This is a genomic window from Pseudomonas sp. 13B_3.2_Bac1, assembly GCF_025466205.1.
Taxonomy (GTDB): domain Bacteria; phylum Pseudomonadota; class Gammaproteobacteria; order Pseudomonadales; family Pseudomonadaceae; genus Aquipseudomonas; species Aquipseudomonas fluorescens_H.
In genome coordinates this window covers 151,999-173,243 of the sequence record NZ_JANLOG010000149.1, presented here as the reverse complement: position 1 = coordinate 173,243, position 21,245 = coordinate 151,999, and the positions used below count along the sequence as shown (strand labels likewise).

The following is a 21,245-nucleotide window of genomic DNA, read 5'->3' as shown; positions in this document are numbered from 1 at the left end:
GTTGCACTCGTCAGCTCCTACAGGAATTCGGGGCTGGCAGACAAATCGGGTTACAGATTGCCACCCCCCAGCCGATACAGTCCCCATAAGTCCAATTAGTGGTCCGAGGGGAGTCGTCGCATGTACCGTTGGTTAGCCGAGAATCTTGGAAACGTCAGCGTCAAACGCAAGCTGGGGATCGGTTTCGGCCTGGTGCTGTTGCTGACGCTATTGATCACCTTCACCGGCTGGACCGGCATGAACGGCATCATCAGTCGCGGCGACAAGCTGGGGTTTATCTCCAGTCTCAACGAGCTGACCAAGGATCTGCGTCTGGCGCGTCTGGACTACGAAATGCGCCGGGGCGAACAAGGTTCAGGGGCGGTCAACGACTTGCTCGGCAAACTCGAAAGTGGTCTGCAAACTGCGCGTGGCGAGATTGAACAACCGGCTGACGCAGCGAAGGTCGACCAGCAACTGGCCGCCGTCGCCGAATACAAGCGCGCCTTCAACGACTTGATCCAGGCCGGCGCCAACCGCGAAGACGCCCGCAGCAAACTCGGCGCCACCGCCGACAACGCCGTGGCCAAGGTCGCCGAGGTGGAGAAGTCCATGTTGCAGGGCGACAGCGTCGCCCAGTTCAACGCGGTCATCGACCTGAGCAAACTGATCCAGCAGGCGCGCTTCCAGGTGCGCGGCTACACCTACAGCGGCAAGACCGAAGCCGAGCAGCCTGCACTCGACGCCATCGACAATGCCCTGAAAAACCTCGAAGCCCTGCCGGCCAAATTGCCTGAGCAGCACATCGCCAACCTGCAACAGGCCACTGACTCGCTCAAGGCTTATCGCGCGGCGGTCAGCCAGTTCCGCGACTCGCAGGTCGCCAGTGCCAAGGCCCTGGCCCGCATGTCGACGCAGGGTGACCTGCTGTCCGACGTCAGCAAACAACTCACCGACTCTCAGACTATCGTGCGCGACACGGATGCCGCAGCAGCCAAAAACCAGTTGATCATCGCCACCTTGCTGGCCGTGGCCTTCGGCCTGCTGGCGGCGTGGGCGATCACTCGGCAGATCATCATTCCACTGAACCAGACCCTGAAAGTCGCCGAACGCGTGGCTGCCGGCGACCTGACCCATAACCTGGTGTCGCAACGCCGCGACGAACTCGGCCAGTTGCAACGTTCGATGCAGAGCATGACCCAAGGCCTGCGCGACCTGATCGGTGGCATCAGCGACGGCGTTACGCAGATCGCCAGCGCCGCCGAAGAGCTGTCGGCGGTGACCGAGCAGACCAGCGCCGGGGTCAACAATCAGAAGATCGAGACCGATCAGGTCGCCACCGCCATGAACGAAATGGCTGCCACCGTGCAGGAAGTCGCGCGCAACGCCGAGGAAGCTTCCGAAGCCGCCGTGGCCGCCGATCAACAGGCCCGCGAAGGCGACAAAGTGGTGGGTGAAGCGATTGCACAGATCGAGCGTTTGGCCGCTGAAGTCGGTCATTCGACCGAAGCCATGGGCGAGCTCAAACGCGAGAGCGACAAGATCGGCAGCGTGCTCGACGTGATCAAGTCGGTGGCCCAGCAAACCAACCTGCTGGCGCTCAACGCCGCGATCGAAGCGGCGCGTGCAGGTGAGGCCGGGCGTGGTTTTGCGGTGGTCGCCGACGAAGTCCGCAGCCTCGCCCAACGCACGCAGAAGTCCACCGAAGAGATCGAGGAGCTGATCGTCGGCCTGCAGAACGGCACCCAGCAAGTGGCAACGATCATGGACAACAGCCGCAGCCTGACCGACAGCAGCGTCGAACTGACCCGCCGCGCCGGCGGTTCGCTGGAAAGCATCACCCGCACCGTGTCGGCGATTCAGGCGATGAACCAGCAGATTGCCGCGGCAGCCGAGCAGCAGAGTGCCGTGGCCGAGGAGATCAACCGTAGCGTGCTGAATGTGCGGGATGTGTCGGATCAGACGTCGGCAGCGAGTGAAGAGACCGCGGCGTCGAGTGTTGAGCTGGCGCGGCTGGGGACGCATCTGCAGATGCTGGTGGGGCGGTTCAAGGTTTGAGGTGATGCGAATACCTCGGTTGATAGAAATCCGAGGTGATGCCTTCGCGAGCAAGCCCGCTCCCACATTAGACCGCGTCCGCCTGGACAACTCGGTCAACTGTGGGAGCGGGCTTGCTCGCGAAGGCGCCAGATCAGGCGCTGAAAATTACAGGACCTGCCGCAGGAAAGCCTGCGCCCGCGGATCCTTCGGTGCATCGAAGAACTCGGCTGGGGAAGCATCTTCCAGCAGTTTGCCGTGATCGAAAAACAACACCCGATCCGCCACTTCCCGGGCGAAACCCATTTCGTGGGTCACGCAAACCATGGTCATGCCTTCCACGGCCAGGTTCTTCATCACGTCCAGCACTTCACCGACCATTTCCGGGTCGAGGGCCGATGTCGGTTCGTCGAACAACATCACTTTCGGGTCCATCGCCAGCGCCCGGGCAATTGCCACGCGCTGTTGCTGACCGCCGGACAGGCGTGACGGGTATTCCCGCGCCTTCTGCGCAATACCGACCTTTTCCAGCAACGCGAGGGCCTTGGCCTCGCTTTCCTTTTGCCCGCGCTTGCGCACGACTTTCTGCGCCAGGCAGAGGTTTTCCAGCACGGTCATGTGCGGGAACAGGTTGAAGTGCTGAAAGACCATGCCGACTTCGCGGCGGTAGGCATTGACGTCGGTTTTCGGGTCGGCCAGTTGCAGACCGTCGATGCTCACCGAGCCCGAGTCGAATTCTTCCAGGCCATTGAGGCAACGCAGGAAGGTCGACTTGCCGGAACCGGACGGGCCGATCACCACCAGCACTTCGCCCTTGGCCACCGTGGTGCTGACGTTATCCACAGCCCGGACTACCTGGCCACGGGTGTCGAAGACTTTTACCAGATCGCGGACTTCAATCACTTTGCGCGAGCCTCCGCTCAAGCCGGCTGGCGATTTTCGACAGCGGCAGGTTGATCAACAGGTACAGGCCGGCGACGCAGAACAGGATCTCGAACGGCGAAAACGAGGTAGTGATGACTTCGCGACCGCTTTTCAGCAGCTCGGTAATCGCAATCACCGACACCAGCGAGGTGTCTTTCACCAGACTGATGAACTGTCCGGCCAGCGGTGGGAGCACGCGTTTGAACGCTTGCGGCAGTACCACGTGGCGCATCGACTGGCCGGCGCTCAGACCCAGCGAACGCGCCGCTTCGTTCTGGCCACGGGCAATCGACTGCACGCCGGAACGGATGATCTCGGCCACATACGCGCCAGTGAACAGCGACAGCGCGGCGATCCCGGCGAACTCGCGAGACAGGTTCATCACCGTGCCGATGAAGAAGTAGAAAATGAAAATCTGCACCAGCAGCGGCGTGCCGCGCACCAACTCGACGTAGATGCTCGACAGGTCGCGCAGGGTCGGGTTGTTCGATAGGCGGCACAGCCCGGTGACCAGACCGATCAGCAGACCGAGTACCCCAGACACCACCGACAGCCACAGCGTGGTCCAAAGGCCCCACAACAGCGGCCCTGCCGCCCAATGTCGGGTCACGCCCACGACGTCACCTTCCGCCACATCGTCGCCCTGAGCGAATTGCAGGCTGTTCTCGTCGACGGTCAGATGCTGCTCGTCACCGGCGTCGTTGCGCAGGGTGACCTGCGCGCTGCCGCCCTTGCGCACCAGTTCGGTGACGGTGGAGATATCGGTGGCACGCTGGGATTCTTCGGCCTGATAGGCGAAGTACTGCGGCACGCGATTCCAGCGCCATTCGTAGGACATCAGCGACGTGGCGTAATACAACGCGCCCGCCAGGCCGACCAGCACCAGCACGGTCAGGACGTGCCAGGGCCATTGGGCTTTTTTCTGTTTCATTGCAGGTTCCGGATTCTGTGTTGCCTGGCAGGCCCTCTTCGCGAGCAAGCCCGCTCCCACATTTGGACTGCATTTCAAATGTGGGAGCGGGCTTGCTCGCGAATGGGGCGACTCGGTCTGACTGACCCAGTGTTATTCCATGTCCTTGAGCCACTCGGTGCTCTTGAACCACTTGTCATGGATGCGATCGTAGGTGCCGTCTTCGTGGATCTGGTGCAGGAAGTTGTTGATGAAGTTGATGCTGTCGTAATCACCCTTCTTCAGGCCGAAGGCCAGCGGCTCGTAGGTGAACGGCTTGTCGAGGAACACCAGTTTGCCGGCGCCGACCTTGTTCACCGCGACCACGTTGTACGGCGCGTCATAGATGAACGCGTCGGCCTTGCCGTTGACCACGTCGAGCACGGCTTCCTGCTCGTTGTCATAGCCGTGGTACTTGGCTTTGGCGATCAGCTTCTTGGCGACCATTTCACCGGTGGTGCCGAGCTTGGAGGTGATGCGGTAGTCGGCAGTGTTCAGGTCTTTATAAGACTTGATGGTGCCTTCCAGCTCCTTGCGGATCAGCAGGGTCTGGCCGACGACGATGAACGGTTCGCTGAAATTCAGGCGCAAGTTGCGTTCCTGAGTCAGGGTCATGCCGCTGCCGATCATGTCGAACTTGTCGGTCATCAGGGCCGGGATGATCCCGTCGTAACCGGTGGACACCAGCTCGAGCTTGACGCCCATGGCCTTGGACATGGCTTTGAGGATGTCGACTTCGAAGCCGATGATCTCGCCGCGCTTGTTGGTCATTTCGAACGGCATGTAAGTCGGATCCATACCGACTTTCAACGTGCCGCGCTTGACCGCGTCATCGATTGCGCCGGCGTGCGCCGCATTGACTGCAACCAGTGCCGTGACGCCGACCAGCAGCATCGACAGATACTTCTTCATCTTCAAGTCCCCAAAACCATTGCATGTGCGGCGCGAAAACCAGCAGTGATGGGCAAAAATGCCCGGGTGCGCCAATTCGGGGACGGATGCTAACGCACTCGTTCTTTTGCACAAGAGTTAATGGACGATTTGTTTAACAATAAAAAAGCCCCGCTGGATGGCGGGGCTTCTTATTAGGCCGGCTGAGCCTGCATGCTCAGCGGTCGCAACGGCAACAGCGGTGCATGCGGATCGGCTTTCACCGAGGCCCGCCAGGCATCCAGCCACTCGTTGTGGCCTTCGGCCCAAACCAGTTCGTGCAGACGCGCCAGCGCCACCGGATCGCTCAGCAATTGCAGGCGATCATGGTTGCTCAGTGCCGCCGGACCCGCCTTCAGGGCGTGACGCACACGCTCCTGACGCAGCAACTCGATCGGCTCGGCCTGACCGTGACGGGCCGTCGCCAGCGAGCACGCCAGGGCGTTCTGCTGCGGATCGACCACGGCGCGGACGAAGCCGTCGTTCAGTGCATGCCAACGGTTCTCGTGGGTGTACTGGTCGGTCGCCAGCAGCGCCTGCGGCGGATTGTATTCCTCGGGGATCAGGAACAGGCTCTCGTCACGGGACTTGAGGCCCAGACCGACACGGCTGGAAATCACCGACACCGGGATCGACAGCATCAGCGAACCGACGATCGGCACCAGCCACCACAGGAAGCTCGGGTTCAGCCAGATCACCAGCAGTGCCCAGCAGAAACCCAGCAGGGTCTGCGGGCCGTGGCGCTTGACCGCCTCGCTCCACGGCGTGGAGTCGTCGTCACGTTGCGGCGAGTTCCAGGTCGCGGCCCAGCCGAGGAACGCGGCGAGCACGAAACGGGTGTGGAAAATCATCCGCACTGGCGCCAGCAGCATGGAGAACAGCATCTCCAGCAGCATCGACAGGGTCACCTTGAACTTGCCGCCGAACTCTTTCGCGCCTTTGGCCCAGATCAGGATGATGCTCAGCAGTTTCGGCAGGAACAGCAGCACGATGGTGGTCGAGAACAGCGCGATCGCCTTGTCGGGGTGCCATTGTGGCCACAGCGGATAGAGCTGACGCGGTTCGAGGAAATACTGCGGCTCCATCAGCGTGTTCACCGCCAGCAGCGCGGTCGACAGCACTAGGAAGAAGAACCACAACGGCGCCGACAGGTACGACATCACGCCGGTCAGGAACACCGCACGGTGCACCGGGTGCATGCCCTTGACCAGGAACAGGCGGAAGTTCATCAGGTTACCGTGGCACCAGCGACGGTCACGCTTGAGTTCATCGAGCAGGTTTGGCGGCAACTCTTCGTAACTGCCCGGCAGGTCGTAGGCAATCCACACGCCCCAACCGGCACGACGCATCAGCGCGGCTTCGACGAAGTCGTGAGACAGGATCGCACCAGAGAACGCACCTTTACCCGGCAACGGCGCCAGGGCGCAGTGGTCGATGAACGGCTTCATGCGGATGATCGCGTTGTGACCCCAGTAGTGGGATTCACCCAACTGCCAGAAGTGCAGACCGGCGGTGAACAGCGGACCGTAAACACGGGTGGCGAACTGCTGCATACGCGCATACAGCGTGTCCATGCCCGACGCACGCGGCGCGGTCTGGATGATCCCGGCGTCCGGCGTGGCTTCCATCAGGCGCACCAGACTGGTCAGGCACTCGCCGCTCATCACCGAGTCGGCGTCGAGCACGACCATGTACTTGTAGTCACCGCCCCAGCGACGGCAGAAGTCGTCGAGGTTGCCGCTCTTGCGTTTCACACGACGGCGACGGCGGCGATAGAAGATCTTGCCGAAGCCTTTGGCTTCACGGCAGACATCCAGCCAGGCCTGTTGCTCGGCAACGCAGATATCGGTGTCGTTACTGTCGCTGAGGACGAAGAAGTCGAAGCGATCCAGATCACCGGTGGCCGCGACCGATTCGAACGTGGCGCGCAGACCGGCGAATACCCGCGGCACGTCTTCGTTGCAGATCGGCATCACCAGCGCAGTACGGGCGTCTTTCGGAATCGGCTCGTTGCCCGCGCTTTTGCCGGAGATACGGTATTTATCGTGACCGGTGAGCAACTCGAGGAAGCCCATCAGCGCGGTCCAGAAACCGGCCGAGACCCAGCAGAACAGAATCCCGAACAGAATCAGGATGCTGGTTTGCAGTGCGTACGGCAGCACTTGCGTGGCGGTTTGCAGCAGCGGCTGGTGCAGGACTTCGTCCAGATCGACGAACGACCAGCCCTGGTACGGCATGATGCCTTTCATGTACCAGCCGGCAACGATGGTCTGACCGAGCATCAGCAGCAACAGAATGTAGCGACGGATCGAACCGACGGTGCGCCAGCGCGCAGCCGGCAGAACGCGCTCGTCTTTCGGCGGCTTCGGCGGATTGGTGCGCCCGGTCAGGCGGCGCCAGCCACGCACCAGAATATTGGTGCGCCACGGCTCCGGCACGACCTTCGTGCGGCGAATCGGCGGCGTGGCTTTCAGGCTGACCCGGCCACTGGCGTCCAGCACCAGCATTTCCGCCTCTTCGAGTTCTTCGGCGGTGCTCAGAGTCAGACGCTTGCCCACCGAAGCCTGGGCGGCTTCGGCAGGGGCGTCGAACGTCGACGACGACAAGCGTTGGTGCAGTTCGCTGAAGGACGAGCAGCCCGCGAGTTCCGCGCGCTGCTCGTCGGTCATCGGCAGATGCGCCAGATACTCGGACAGAGTCTCCGGCTGTACTTGAGAATTACTCATCGGCAGGCAACTGATAGCTCCAGGTCTCGGTCAGGACTTCTTCAGTCGGTGCCGATTCCGGTGTGGCTGGGGCCGCGTCGGCAGCGGTTGGCTGCTTGGCGTCTTTGTTGGCCTTGTCCTTGGCATCTGCGGTTGGCTTGGCGTCGGCCTGTTTGGCTTCGGCGGCCTTGGCTTCCTTGTCTTCCTTCTCTTGCTGCTTGGCCGCGACCTTGTCAGCCTTGGCCACCGACGAGTTCGACGCCGGTACCGAAGACTTGGCCAGATCAGCGGTCACGACTGGCTGTACCAGTGCGGCGCGCATCTCGGTGGCCTTGCTCGCGTCCTTGATCTTCATCCGCAGAGTCAGGCGCCAGCCCTTGGTTTCCGGGTTGTAGCGCACGCTGTTCTCGACCAGTTCGGCGTTATCGCCAACACTGACCTGACTGCGCACGTCGGCATCCGGAGCCAGAGCCGCCAGCGATGGACCTTCGAAGTCGACCAGGTAAGCGACGCTGCCGTCCGGCTGACGGATCAGGTTCGACTGTTTGACGTCGCCGGTCGAACGCAGGGTCTGCTTGACCCAGGCGCTGTCGGGGGCGTGAATCGCCGCTTCGTCCATTGTCCAGTGCATGCGGTAGGCGAAGTCCAGCGGCTTGCCTGGCTCCGGCATGGTTTCCGGACTCCAGAAGGCAACGATGTTGTCGTTGGTTTCGTCGGCAGTCGGAATTTCTACCAGATCAACGGTGCCCTTGCCCCACTCGCCCTTCGGCTCGATCCAGGCGCTTGGGCGCTTGTCGTAGCGATCGTCGAGGTCTTCGTAGTGGCTGAAGTCACGGCCGCGCTGCAGCAGGCCGAACCCACGCGGGTTCTCGACACTGAAGTTGCTCACGGACAGGTGTTTCGGGTTGTTCAGAGGACGCCAGATCCACTCGCCGTTGCCGGCATGAATCGACAGACCGCTGGAGTCGTGCAGTTCACGACGGTAGTTGAGGACTTTCGATGGCTGGTTGGCGCCGAACAGGAACATGCTGGTCAACGGCGCGATGCCCAGTTTGCCGACCTTGTCACGCAGGAACATCTGCGCTTTGACGTCGACAATGGTGTCGCTGCCCGGGCGCACGATCAGGCGGTAGGCACCGGTGGCACGCGGCGAATCAAGCAGGGCAAAGATCACCAGGTGCTTGTCGCCCGGCTTCGGCTGTTGAATCCAGAACTCGCGGAAACGCGGGAATTCTTCGCCCGACGGCAGCGCGGTATCGATCGCCAGGCCACGAGCCGACAGACCGTAGGTGTGACCTTTGCCGACGACGCGGAAGTAGCTCGCGCCGAGCATGGTCATGATTTCGTCTTGCTTGTCGGCCTTGTTGATCGGGTACAGCACACGGAAACCGGCGTAGCCCAGTTGCTCAGTGGCCTTCGGATCGAACTTGAGGTCGCCGAAATCGAAGCGGGTCGGATCGTATTTGATCTCTTCGACGGTGTTCGCCGTGATTTCGTTGATTTTCACCGGCGTATCGAAGTGCATGCCCTGGTGGTAGAAGGACAGCTTGAATGGAGTCTTCTGATCGGCCCACTCCGCCTTTTCGGTGAGGAAGCGGATTTTCTGGTAGTCCGCGAACTTCATGTCACGGAATTCGTTCGGCAGGTTGCTGCGCGGGGCTTCGAACTTCTGCCCGGCCAGCTCTTTAGCCTTGGCCGATACATCGTCAAGATTGAACGCCCAAAGCTGGCCGGCGCTGAGCAGGCACAGGAGCGCCGAACCCGCTACCAGGGCACTTCGCATGCGTTTGGCAGACATTTTTGCTGCATTACAGGGACTAACAATCACGAGCAACCCTCGCCGAAAACAGATCAAAAAACCAACGGCCAGCTATCTATATGCCAGGTTGGCGAGCATTGTTCCGACTCCGCTAGGGCAAAATGATTCCCCAATCGGATCCAGACAAGTCTCTACCTAAGTCAAAAATGGAACAGCGAACGCTGATCCCCATAGCGCGCGATTATCTAGTAGCCCGCGTGACAACGCATCAGGGGTAACAAAGTATTTATCGCGAAAAACGCCTGTTTTCAGTCGAAAAGCCCTTGAAAAGATGTTTCAAGCGCTTTCATGTCTGTAACAGGAAGGTTACCGGGCCATCGTTGACCAGGTGCACCTGCATATCCGCGCCGAATCTACCTGATGCCACAGTGCCATGCATCTGTTTCGCTTTGCTTAATAGATAGTCGAACAATTCCTCGCCCAATGCCGGAGGGGCCGCGGTCGAGAAACTCGGGCGCAACCCGCTCTTGGTGTCGGCAGCCAGGGTGAACTGAGAGACCAGCAGCAACCCGCCACCTACATCCGCCAGGGACAGATTCATCTTGCCCTCGGCGTCACTGAATACCCGATAGTTAAGCAGCTTATGCAGAAGTTTGTCGGCACTGGTACGCGTGTCGTCGGGTTCGACCGCCACCAGCACCAGCAAACCCTGATCCACCGCACCGACTATCTCTCCGGCGACTTCGACTCGCGCACCGCGCACGCGCTGTAAAAGCCCCTTCATGCTTCTTCGGGCGGCAGGTCGAGCAGGCGACGGGCCATGTTGCTCGCGGCACGCACCAGCGCATCGGTGATGCCCGGTTCGGAGGCGGCGTGACCGGCGTCGCGAATCACCTGCAGCTCGCTGTTCGGCCACGCCTGATGCAGCTCCCAGGCGTTGTCCAGCGGACAGATCACGTCGTAACGACCGTGAATGATCACCCCCGGCAGATGGGCAATCTTGCCCATGTCGCGAATCAGTTGATTCGGCTCGAGGAACGCATTGTTGGTGAAGTAGTGACACTCGATCCGCGCGATCGACAGGGCGCGCTGCGGCTCAGAGAAACGGTCGACCACCAGCGGGTTCGGCCGCAGGGTCGCGGTGCGCCCTTCCCACGTCGACCAAGCCTTGGCCGCGTGCATCTGGGCGATCTGATCGTTACCGACCAGACGCTTGTGGAAGGCGCTGAGCAGATCGTCGCGCTCGTCCAGCGGGATCGGCGCGATGTAGTCCTGCCAGTAATCGGGAAACAGACGGCTGGCACCGGCCTGATAGAACCACTCGATTTCCTGCGGGCGGCAGAGGAAGATCCCTCGCAGGATCAGACCGTGCACGCGCTCCGGATGGGTTTGCGCGTAGGCCAGCGCCAGGGTCGAACCCCACGAACCGCCGAACAACACCCATTTGTCGATGCCCAGGTGCTTGCGGATACGCTCGAGGTCGGCGACCAGATCCCAGGTGGTGTTGTTTTCCAGGCTGGCGTGCGGGGTGGAACGACCGCAGCCGCGCTGGTCGAAGGTAACAATGCGATACAGGTTCGGATCGAAATAGCGACGGCTCTGCGCGTCGCAACCGGCACCCGGGCCGCCGTGGATGAACACCACCGGCAAGCCTTCCGGCGAACCGCTTTCGTCGACGTACAGCGTGTGGGTGTCATCGACAGCCAGATCGTGCCGGGCATGGGGTTTGATCTGCGGAAACAATGTCTGCATTGCGCGCTCCGTAAGGGGTCGAGGTCATCCCTGGGGGGACTTCTATTATTCTGCCGTTGGGCATCATAAACCCGATTTACGTCAATGAGCATGCCTGAGGACATGAATCAAAACCTGTGGCGAGGGAGCTTGCTCCCGCTGGGCTGCGGAGCAGCCCCAAAACAGTCAGCCGAGTGTTCCCGGTTGAATCCGGATTGCCGCTTTACGACGGCTGCGCCGCCGAGCGGGAGCAAGCTCCCTCGCCACAGTTTTCTCTGCGAGTTATGCGGTGTAGTGCGACTTTGCCCAGGCCAGATAGCCCTGCAGCAACTCCTTCAGCACCACTCGCGTCGGCTCCGCCAGATCGGCGCGGTAGCGGAACGGTTCGAACTCTTCCATGTAGGTGCTCTGGCACAGTTCCAGCTGCACCGCGTGGATGTTCTCGGCGGGGTTGCCGTAATGGCGAGTGATATGGCCGCCCTTGAAGCGCCCGTTGAGCACGTGGCTGTAATTGCCATGCCGGGCGCAGATCGCCTGCAGTTGCTCCGCCAATTGCGGATCGCAGCTCGCGCCGTTGAAGGTGCCGAGGTTGAAGTCCGGCAGTTTGCCGTCGAACAGGTGCGGGATGATCGAGCGGATCGAATGCGCGTCGAACAACAGCGCATAGCCGAACTCGGCCTTCAGCCGCGCCAGCTCCTGTTGCAGAGTGCGGTGGTACGGCGTCCAGACCTGTTCCAGGTAGGTCGCGCGCTCTGCTTTCGAGGGTTCGTGCCCTTCCTTGAATAACGGGATGCCATCGAACAGCGTCGCCGGATACAACCCGGTGGTGGCACCGGCGTACAACGGCTTGTCATCGGACGGACGGTTGAGGTCGATAACGAACCGCGAGTACTCGGCGGCCAACGTGCTGGCGCCCAGTTCCTCGGCAAAATCGTAAAGCTGCGGAATGTGCCAGTCGGTGTCCGGCAGGCTTTTCGCATCGGCGATCAGCCCGGCCTCGACCGCTGGCGTCAGACGCACGCCGGCATGCGGCATGCTGATCAGCAGCGGTACGCGACCTTGTTTGAAATTCAGAACCTTATCCACAACCGCTCTCCTACAGACTTGATTCGACGCCGTGACGCACGACGCGTTTGTCCAGATCACCACCGAGCCAATAGGCCAGATCCGCCGGACGATCGATGTGCCAGGCGACGAAATCCGCGACCTTGCCGACTTCCAGCGAACCGTGGGTGTCAGCCATGCCCAGCGCCTGCGCGGCATGAATGGTTGCACCGGCCAGGGCTTCTTCCGGGGTCATGCGGAAACAGGTGCAGGCCATGTTCAGCATCAGGCGCAGCGACAGCGCGGGCGAGGTGCCGGGGTTGAGGTCGCTGGCGATGGCGATCTTGACCTTGTGTTTGCGCAGGGCGTCCATCGGCGGCAACTGGGTTTCGCGCAGGAAATAAAACGCGCCCGGCAGCAGCACGGCGACGGTGTCGGACTTGGCCATGGCGATGGCGTCATCCTCATCCATGAACTCCAGATGATCGGCAGACAACGCGTGATACCGCGCGGCCAGACTGGAGCCATGCAGCGACGACAGTTGTTCGGCATGCAGCTTCACCGGCAGGCCGAGTTTTTGCGCAGTGATGAACACCCGCTCGACCTGCTCCGGCGAGAACGCCAGGTATTCGCAGAACGCATCCACGGCGTCGACCAGCCCTTCGGCGGCCAGCGCCGGAAGCATCTCGGCGCAGATGTGCTCGATGTAGTCGTCAGCGCGATCCTTGTACTCCGGCGGCAGCGCATGAGCCGCCAGACAGGTGCTGCGCACGCTGATCGGCAGTTCCGCGGCGAGCCGGCGAATCACCCGCAGGATCTTGCGTTCGCTGGCCAGATCCAGACCGTAGCCAGACTTCATCTCGACCGTGGTCACGCCATCGCGCATCAGGCTTTTCAGGCGTTTGGCGGCGCTGGCGAACAGCTCGTCGTCAGTCGCTTCACGGGTGGCGCGCACGGTGCTGGCGATGCCGCCGCCCTGCGCGGCGATCTCGGCGTAGCTGACGCCTTGCAGGCGCTTCTCGAATTCGCCGCTGCGGTTGCCGCCGAACACTGTGTGGGTGTGGCAGTCGATCAGGCCCGGGGTGACCCACGCGCCTTGCAGATCGTTGACCGCCGGATATTCGCCGGAAGGCAGCAGATTGCGCGGGCCGATCCACTCGATGTGCGCACCGGACGTGACGATGGCTGCGTCCTCGATGATCGAGTAGACGCCCTGCGCCATGGTTGCGACGTGGCAGTGTTGCCAGAGGGTTTTCACTGTTGGCCTCCGTTGGAATTGGTTTGGTGGGGAGCCTTCAAAAGCCCCTCACCCTAGCCCTCTCCCGGAGGGAGAGGGGACTGACCGGGTTGTTCTGTCGAGATACATCGACCTGAGAATCTTGAGCCGAACTCCGGCTCTGAAAACAATGAAGATTGGCTCCCTTCCCCCTCTCCCCCTTGGGGGAGAGGGCTGGGGTGAGGGGGATCGATTTCAGCAACAACAAAACTCCCCCTGAAAAACACTTACAAACTAGGCAGCAATTTCGCCGGAACCAATTCGCTCAAGCAGCGCGAAGCCAACAACTCAGTCGCCGCATTGATGTCCGGCGCAAAGAAGCGGTCTTTCTCATAGAACGGCACTTCCTTGCGCAGAATCGCCCGCGCCTGCTCCAGCTTGGCCGAGGTCTTCAGACCGTTACGCAAATCCAGCCCCTGCACCGCCGCCAGCCATTCCACCGCGAGAATGCCGCGGGTGTTCTCGGCCATTTCCCACAGACGCTTGCCGGCGGCCGGAGCCATCGACACGTGGTCTTCCTGGTTGGCCGAGGTCGGCAGGCTGTCGACCGAATGCGGATGGGACAGTGCCTTGTTCTCGCTGGCCAGTGCCGCGGCGGTCACCTGGGCGATCATGAAACCGGAGTTGACGCCGCCATTGGCCACCAGGAACGGCGGCAGCTGCGACATGTGCTTGTCCATCATCAGCGAGATGCGGCGCTCGCTCAGCGAGCCGATTTCGGCGATGGCCAGGGCCATGTTGTCAGCGGCCATGGCCACCGGTTCGGCGTGGAAGTTACCGCCGGAAATCACATCGCCTTCAGCCGCGAATACCAACGGGTTGTCGGAGACGGCGTTGGCTTCGACCACCAGCACTTCAGCGGCCTGACGGAACTGAGTCAGGCAGGCGCCCATGACTTGCGGCTGGCAACGCAGCGAGTACGGGTCCTGGACCTTCTCGCAGTTCTGGTGCGAATCAGAGACTTCGCTGCGCTCACCGAGCAGATCGCGGTAAGCCATGGCCGCATCGATCTGGCCTTTCTGCCCACGGGCCGCGTGGATGCGCGCGTCAAACGGCGAGCGCGAACCGAGCACCGCTTCAACCGTCAGACCGCCAATTGCCAGCGCACCGGCAAACAGGTCTTCACCTTCAAACAAACCGCGCAGGGCAAATGCGCTAGACACTTGAGTGCCATTGAGCAGTGCCAGACCTTCCTTCGCCGCCAGCGTCAGCGGGGTCAGACCAGCGACTTTCAGCGCTTCGGTGGCTTCCATCCACTCGCCTTTGTAACGCGCCTTGCCCTCGCCCAGCAGCACCAGCGACATGTGCGCCAGCGGCGCGAGGTCACCCGATGCACCGACCGATCCCTTGAGCGGAATGTGCGGATAAACCTCGGCGTTGATCAGCGCGATCAGCGCGTCGATCACCACGCGGCGGATGCCGGAGAAACCCCGGCTGAGGCTGTTGACCTTGAGCACCATGATCAAACGCACCAACTCATCGCTGATCGGCTGGCCGACACCAGCGGCGTGGGACAGCACCAGCGAACGCTGCAGGTTTTCCAGGTCTTCGCTGGCGATGCGGGTCGAAGCCAGCAGGCCGAAACCGGTGTTGATGCCGTAGGCGGTGCGGTTCTCGGCGAGAATCTGCTCGACGCAGGCCACGCTGGCCTCGATCTGCGCGGAGGCGCTGTGGTCGAGGGTCAGTTTGACCGGGTGTTGATAGACGTCACGCAATTGGGCCAGGCTCAGTTGGCCGGGAATCAGGTTCAGCGCAGTCATTAAAATGCTCCTTTTGAGAGTTTGTTATTGGCTCGCCAGTCGCTCCGGATAATTCCGTTGTCCGTCGCATTTCGCCTTTTGGACGATCCGCGCCTTGGCACGCTGGCGTTTTAAAAATCAGTGCAGATTCGGTAATACGTTGTGCAGCGAATTCGGGTCCTTCAAAACGCTCGCGGCGGCGGCGATATCCGGCGCCAGCCAGCGATCCTGATCGTAGGCCGGGACTGTTTCGCGCAGCAGGCGCCACGCCCGGTCAGTGCCCACGCCAAAGCGCTGTTCCTTGAGAAATTCAAACGCCTGCGCCGCCAGCAGATACTCGATGGCAAGAATCTGCGTGCAGTTTTCCAGAGCGCGGTGCAGCTTCAGCGCAGCGCTGGTGCCCATGCTCAGATGGTCTTCCTGCAACCCCGAGGTGACATAGTTGTCGAGCACGGCCGGTTGCGCCAGTTGGCGGTTCTCGGCACACAGCGAAGCGGCGACGTATTGCACGATCATCATCCCGGAGTTCACCCCCGGGTTGGCCACCAGAAACGCCGGCAGACCGCTGACGTGCGGGTTGACCAGACGATCGAGACGACGCTCGGCAATCGAGCCGATTTCAGCCATGGCAATCGCCAGCAGATCCGCCGCCATCGCTACCGACTGACCGTGCGGGTTGGCCTGCGACATCACCCGGAAGTTGTCCGGCGTGCCCAGCAGCAACGGGTTGTCGGTGCAGCCGTTGAGCTCGGCTTCGACCTGTTTGATCGCGTGCGCCAGTTGATCACGCGCCGCGCCGTGCACCTGCGGGATCGAACGAATGCTCAGCGCATCCTGAGTACGAATGCCTTGGCTCGCCGCGATCACCTCACTGCCGTCGAGCAAGGCCCGCAGGTTGATCCCGACCTGCTGCATGCCCGGGTGTGGCTTGAGCGCGATGATCTCCGCATCGAACGCGGCGATCTGCCCGCGCTGCGCTTCGAAACTCATGGCGCCGATCACGTCGGCCCACTGCACCAGCCGCGTCGCATCGGCAATCGCCAGGCAGCTGAGGCCGGTCATGCACGGGGTGCCGTTGACCAGGCACAAACCGTCCTTCGCACCGAGCTGCACCGGTTGCAGGCCTTCTTCGGCCAGCGCCTGTTGCGCCGAGGTGATCTGTCCGCGATAGCTGACATTACCGACGCCCAGCAGGGCGATGCCGATGTGCGCCATGTGCGTCAGGTAACCCACCGAGCCTTGCGCCGGCACTTGCGGGGTGATGCCGCGATTGAGCAACGCCAGCAGCGCTTCGACCACACGGCGATGAATGCCGGACTTGCCGTGACTGTAGTTGTGGATTGCCGCGCAGAGGATCGCGCGAGTTTGTTCGTCAGGCAGCACCGGGCCGACGCCACAGGCGTGGCTGAGCAGGGTGTTGCGCGAGAGCTGGCTGAGTTGTTCGTCTTTCAGCGAGACGTTGGACAGGCCACCCAGACCGGTGTTGACGCCGTAAGCGCGTTCGCCGCTTTCGACGATGCGCTGGACGATGCCCTGAGCGTTTTCGATGCGCGCCCAGGTTTCGCCCGACAGCTCCAAAGTGGCGCCGTGACGGGCGACGGCGACCACGTCCTGCCAACGCAGGGGGTTACCGGTGATGATGATTTTTTCAGCCTGGGACATCTAAAACCTCATGCCTATTCTGTTGATACACCAACCTGTGGCGAGGGAGCTTGCTCCCGCTGGACTGCGAAGCAGGCCCAAAATTTTTGCGACCGCTGCGCGCTCGAGCGGGAGCAAGCTCCCTCGCCACAAAAGCTGTCTCACCACAAAATCTGTCAAACCACCGCCGCCCGCCGCTGCACGAACCGGTCGACATACTCATCCGCCGGCGAATGCAGGATCTCTCTCGGGGTGCCGACCTGAATCAGGCGGCCGTCCTTGAGGATCGCGATGCGGTTGCCGATGCGCACGGCCTCGTCGAGGTCGTGGGTGATGAAGACGATGGTCTTGTGCAGGGTCTTTTGCAGCTCCAGCAACTGGTCCTGCATCTCGGCGCGGATCAACGGATCCAGCGCACTGAACGCTTCGTCCATCAGAATAATGTCGGTGTCCGCCGCCAATGCACGGGCCAGGCCCACGCGCTGGCGCATGCCGCCGGAGAGCTGGTGCGGGTATTTGTTTTCGTAGCCCTTGAGGCCGACGGTGTTGATCCAGTGCAAGGCGCGCTCGTTGCACAGTTGCTTGCTCTCGCCGCGCACTTTCAGGCCGTAGGCGACGTTTTCGATCACGGTCTTGTGCGGCAGCAGGCCGAAGCTCTGGAACACCATGCTGATCTTGTGCCGGCGAAATTCGCGCAGCGCTTCCATGTCGTATTGCAGGATGTCCACGCCATCGACCAGTATCGCGCCGCTGGTGGGGTCGATCAGGCGATTGAAGTGGCGCACCAGAGTGGATTTACCCGAGCCGGACAGGCCCATGATCACGAAGATCTCGCCAGTGCCGATACTCAGCGACAGGTCGTTGACCCCGACCACGCATCCGGTCTCGTTGAGCACCTGATCCTTGGTCTTGCCCTGGCCGACCATCGCCAGTGCATCCTTGGCGCGGTTGCCGAAAATCTTGAAGACGTTTTTGACTTCGATCTTGCTCACGGTTGCGTTGCTCATTTGCTCACCTCATGCCGTGGCCGACCGTACGCCTGAGTAATGCGGTCGATGACCACCGCGAGAATCACGATCGCCAGACCGGCTTCGAGGCCGCGTCCGACGTTGAGGGTCTGAATCCCCACCAGCACGTCTTCACCCAGACCACGGGCGCCGATCATCGAGGCGATCACCACCATCGACAGGGCCATCATGGTGGTCTGGTTGATCCCGGCCATGATGCTCGGCAGGGCCAGCGGCAGTTGCACGCCGAACAGTTGCTGCCAGCGGTTGGCACCGAAAGCGTTGATCGCTTCCATCACTTCGCCGTCGACCTGGCGGATGCCCAGATCAGTCAGGCGGATCAGCGGCGGCGCGGCGTAGATCACCGTGGCGAAAATCGCCGGGACTTTACCCAGACCGAACAGCATCAGCACCGGAATCAGGTACACGAAGCTGGGCATGGTTTGCATGATGTCGAGCAGCGGCATCAGCACCGAACGCAGGCGATTGCTGCGCGCCGAGAGAATCCCCAGCGGAATGCCGATCAGTACCGATATGATCGTCGCGACCATCATCAGCGCCAGGGTCTGCATGAGTTTGTCCCACAGGCCGACAGCGCCGACGAGGAACAGCAGACCGACGATGACCGCAGTCGTGACGACTTTACGCGTGGCGTGCCAGGCGACGACGCCGACGATCGCCAGCATCAACCACCACGGCGCCGCACGCAGCAGGCCTTCGAGGTTGACGATGGCCCACAGCAGCGTGTCCGAGATGTGGCGAAACACATCACCGTAGTTGGTGACCAGCGCATCGACCCAACCGTTGACCCAGTCGGCGATGGAAAAGGTAAATCTTTCGGGAAACATAAGCGGCTCTCAATCAGAAATCTCAATCAAGCGATTTACGGCATATCTCCCGGCCAGCCTCACGGTTGACCGGGAGGTATCGACCTACAGCGCCGCGTCGATTTTTTTGGCTGCGTCGTCACTGACCCACGCATGCCAGACTTCAGGATGTTCCTTGAGGAAGATTTTCGCCAGCTTCGGCGACTCGATACGTTCCTTCGCCATGCGTCCCAGGTTCTGGTTCAGCAGGTCGATCGGCAGGTTGACCTTTTCCAGCACGGCCACCAGTTCCGGGGCTTGCTCGTGGAAGGTTTTCGACAGACCGACCTTGATGCTCAGGCTCTTGTCGACGCCCGGTTTTTCTTCGAGTTTGACCGCATCGATCTGGCCCATCAGCGGGGTTGGCGTCCAGTAGTAGAACAGGATCGGCTCGCCACGCTTGTAGCTCGACAGCACCGCCGCATCCAGCGCCGGGCCGGTGCCCGGACGGAAGTTGGTGTAGCTGTTTTCCAGGCCGTAGCTCTTGAGCATTTCGCTGTTGTCCAGCTCGCAGGTCCAGCCGGCCGGGCAGTTGTAGAAGCGGCCCTTGGACGGCTCTTCGGCGTCTTTGAAAATGGCCGCGTATTTGCCCAGATCGGCGATGTTTTTCAGGTCCGGGGCTTTCGGCTCAAGCTTGCGCTTGGCGTCGCCTTCGATCACGTAGCGCGGCACGTACCAGCCTTCGACCGCACCAACGATCGGCGCGCCGACACCGACAACCTTGCCGGCCTTCTCGGCTTTGTTCCAGACCTCGCTGCGGCCGACCCACTCTTCGGCGAACACTTGAATGTCGTTGCTGCTCAGGGCGTTCTCCATGGTGATGGAGTTGCCCGGCAGGCTGTCGGTCTTGCAGTCGTAGCCTTTCTCCAGCACCACTTGCAGGACGTCGGTCAGCAGCATGCCGCTTTCCCAGTTCAGGCCGGCAAACTTCACCGGTTTGCCCGATTCGCACCAGCCAGCCGCCTGAGTCGCACCGGCACTGGCCAACAGGCCCATGGACAGCAATGTGGTCAGCAGGGTCTTGTTCGATTTCATTGTCGCGACGCTCCTAATCATGAATTGGCTTACGGCAGTTCAAGAGGCATCCAGCCCTGTCCACGTCCAGTCAGGCCTGCGCCGCAGCGCGACTGGCCCCACTTTTTTCAGGTTGTACATCGCTGTTCTGCTCGACCGGCAGAATCAGGTGATCGGGCACCGAGCCGTGCCATTTTTTCGCGCACAGGTAATACAGCGCGGCAGGCAACACCAGACCGATGATCCAGGAGATATCCACATCACCGAGGGCCGCCACCAGCGGGCCGGTGTAGAACTTGGTGGAGATGAACGGCAACTGCACCAGCACACCGAACACATAGATGCTGATCCCGAGCAGGTTCCAGCGCCCGTAACGACCGTTCGGATCGGCCAGCGCAGGCACGTCGTAGCGCTCGCGGGTGATGCAGTAGTAGTCGACCAGGTTGATCGCGCTCCACGGCGTGAAAAACGCCAGCAGGAACAGAATGAAAGACTTGAACGCACCGAGGAACGAGTGCTGACCGAGCAAGGCGATCAGGGTGGCCGCACTGACGATCACCAGCACGAACACCAGACGCTGCAGGCGCGAGACCGTCAGGTGGCCACGGAAGCCGCTGATGATGGTCGCGATGCACATGAAGCTGCCATAGGAGTTCAGCGTCGAGATGGTCACCTTGCCGAACGCGATGCTGAAGTACAGCAGCGCGGCGGTGGCCCCGGTGCCGCCCAGCCCGACGATGTAGGCCACTTCGTGACCGGCGAACTGGCCGTTGGCCGAAGCTGCCGCGAACACGCCGAGGACCATCGCCACCTGCGCGCCGATGACCGAACCTGCGCCAGCGGCAAAGAAGGTTTTCACCGAGGAAATCTTGCTCGGCAGGTAACGCGAGTAGTCCGCCACATAAGGGCCGAAAGCGATCTGCCAGGACGCCGCGAGTGACACCGCCAGCAGGAAGCTGCTCCAGCTGAAGTGGCGAATTTGCAGGAGTGCGCCAACGTCCACCTGGCTCAGCAGGCGGCTGAACAAATACACAAAGGCAATCACGCCAATCACACTGGCGACCCGGCCGATCCAGTGGATCACCCGATAGCCAAGCACCGTGACCAGCACGATGACACTGGCGAACAGCAGGATGCCCACGGTGTCGCTGACGCCAAACAACTGGCCCAGCGCCTGACCGGAAAGCACCGTACCGGTGGCGGTGAAACCCAGGTACATCAGGCACACCAGCACGATCGGGATCGCCGCACCGTACACGCCAAATTGCACGCGGCTGGAAATCATCTGCGGCAGGCCCAGCTTCGGCCCTTGCGCCGCATGCAGCGCCATCACGCCACCGCCCAGCAATTGCCCGAGCAACAGACCGATCAACGACCAGAACACATCACCGCCCAGCACCACGGCCAGGGCCCCGGTGACAATCGCAGTGATTTGCAGATTCGCACCCATCCACAGGGTGAACTGGCTAAACAGACGACCGTGTCTTTCCGCTTCCGGGATGTAGTCGATCGAACGCCTTTCGATCAACGGTTTGTTGCTTGCACGATCAGGGGTTACAGCCATGATTCAACCTCTGTGGATTGTTTTAATTGTTCACTGAGCTTCGGTAGGGCTGCTTTTCTGTGGGAGCGAGCTTGCTCGCG

16 protein-coding genes and 1 pseudogene are annotated in these 21,245 nt (G+C 61.5%); 2 read left to right on the top strand and 15 right to left on the bottom strand.

The genetic code is table 11. The features are described from left to right. Positions 1-120: 120 nt before the first annotated feature. A pseudogene (locus NTD85_RS27865) lies at positions 121-1,182 on the top strand (methyl-accepting chemotaxis protein); the annotation flags it as partial. Further along, positions 1,165-2,037, top strand: a complete 873-nt coding sequence (locus NTD85_RS27860) for a methyl-accepting chemotaxis protein (RefSeq protein ID WP_410017552.1) — start codon at positions 1,165-1,167, stop codon at positions 2,035-2,037. The pseudogene NTD85_RS27865 and the gene NTD85_RS27860, both read left to right, overlap by 18 nt. A 147-nt stretch (positions 2,038-2,184) precedes the next feature. Here NTD85_RS27860 and NTD85_RS25295 read toward each other — a convergent pair whose 3' ends face one another. From NTD85_RS25295 to NTD85_RS25225, 15 genes are all read right to left on the bottom strand, one after another. Beyond that, on the bottom strand, positions 2,185-2,919 hold the full coding sequence (locus NTD85_RS25295; RefSeq protein WP_103520646.1) for an amino acid ABC transporter ATP-binding protein: 735 nt from the start codon (positions 2,917-2,919) through the stop codon (positions 2,185-2,187). Continuing rightward, complete coding sequence (locus NTD85_RS25290; RefSeq protein WP_103485248.1) at positions 2,912-3,871, bottom strand: amino acid ABC transporter permease; 960 nt, start codon at positions 3,869-3,871, stop codon at positions 2,912-2,914. Before NTD85_RS25290 ends, NTD85_RS25295 begins: the two co-directional genes overlap by 8 nt. A gap of 132 nt (positions 3,872-4,003) precedes the next feature. Then, positions 4,004-4,801 (bottom strand): transporter substrate-binding domain-containing protein, encoded by a 798-nt coding sequence (locus NTD85_RS25285; RefSeq protein WP_003220833.1) that lies wholly within the window; start codon positions 4,799-4,801, stop codon positions 4,004-4,006. A gap of 173 nt (positions 4,802-4,974) precedes the next feature. After that, positions 4,975-7,545, bottom strand: coding sequence for a glucans biosynthesis glucosyltransferase MdoH (gene mdoH / locus NTD85_RS25280; protein WP_410017550.1), 2,571 nt, complete (start codon positions 7,543-7,545; stop codon positions 4,975-4,977). Continuing rightward, positions 7,538-9,322 carry a glucan biosynthesis protein G gene (locus NTD85_RS25275; RefSeq protein WP_262143492.1) on the bottom strand — a complete coding sequence of 595 codons (1,785 nt, stop codon included), beginning with the start codon at positions 9,320-9,322 and terminating at the stop codon, positions 7,538-7,540. Before NTD85_RS25275 ends, mdoH begins: the two co-directional genes overlap by 8 nt. A gap of 307 nt (positions 9,323-9,629) precedes the next feature. Then, positions 9,630-10,067, bottom strand: a complete 438-nt coding sequence (gene dtd / locus NTD85_RS25270; protein WP_003220826.1) for a D-aminoacyl-tRNA deacylase — start codon at positions 10,065-10,067, stop codon at positions 9,630-9,632. Beyond that, positions 10,064-11,035, bottom strand: a complete 972-nt coding sequence (gene pip, locus NTD85_RS25265) for a prolyl aminopeptidase (RefSeq protein WP_003220824.1) — start codon at positions 11,033-11,035, stop codon at positions 10,064-10,066. Before pip ends, dtd begins: the two co-directional genes overlap by 4 nt. Positions 11,036-11,296: 261 nt before the next feature. Then, on the bottom strand, positions 11,297-12,100 hold the full coding sequence (gene hutG / locus NTD85_RS25260; RefSeq protein WP_262143491.1) for an N-formylglutamate deformylase: 804 nt from the start codon (positions 12,098-12,100) through the stop codon (positions 11,297-11,299). 10 nt (positions 12,101-12,110) lie between these two features. Continuing rightward, on the bottom strand, positions 12,111-13,316 hold the full coding sequence (hutI, locus tag NTD85_RS25255; RefSeq protein ID WP_262143490.1) for an imidazolonepropionase: 1,206 nt from the start codon (positions 13,314-13,316) through the stop codon (positions 12,111-12,113). Between the two features lie 245 nt (positions 13,317-13,561). After that, the gene (hutH, locus tag NTD85_RS25250) at positions 13,562-15,094 is read right to left on the bottom strand and encodes a histidine ammonia-lyase (protein ID WP_262143489.1); all 1,533 of its coding nucleotides are present in this window, start codon (positions 15,092-15,094) and stop codon (positions 13,562-13,564) included. Positions 15,095-15,211: 117 nt separating this feature from the next. Beyond that, positions 15,212-16,735, bottom strand: a complete 1,524-nt coding sequence (hutH, locus tag NTD85_RS25245; RefSeq protein ID WP_262143488.1) for a histidine ammonia-lyase — start codon at positions 16,733-16,735, stop codon at positions 15,212-15,214. Positions 16,736-16,890: 155 nt separating this feature from the next. Further along, positions 16,891-17,721, bottom strand: coding sequence for a glycine betaine/L-proline ABC transporter ATP-binding protein (locus NTD85_RS25240; protein ID WP_003220814.1), 831 nt, complete (start codon positions 17,719-17,721; stop codon positions 16,891-16,893). Then, positions 17,718-18,569, bottom strand: a complete 852-nt coding sequence (locus NTD85_RS25235) for an ABC transporter permease (RefSeq protein ID WP_003220813.1) — start codon at positions 18,567-18,569, stop codon at positions 17,718-17,720. Before NTD85_RS25235 ends, NTD85_RS25240 begins: the two co-directional genes overlap by 4 nt. A gap of 84 nt (positions 18,570-18,653) precedes the next feature. Continuing rightward, complete coding sequence (locus tag NTD85_RS25230) at positions 18,654-19,622, bottom strand: ABC transporter substrate-binding protein (protein WP_262143487.1); 969 nt, start codon at positions 19,620-19,622, stop codon at positions 18,654-18,656. 70 nt (positions 19,623-19,692) lie between these two features. Next, positions 19,693-21,165 (bottom strand): purine-cytosine permease family protein, encoded by a 1,473-nt coding sequence (locus NTD85_RS25225; protein ID WP_003220810.1) that lies wholly within the window; start codon positions 21,163-21,165, stop codon positions 19,693-19,695. Between the last annotated feature and the right edge of the window lie 80 nt (positions 21,166-21,245).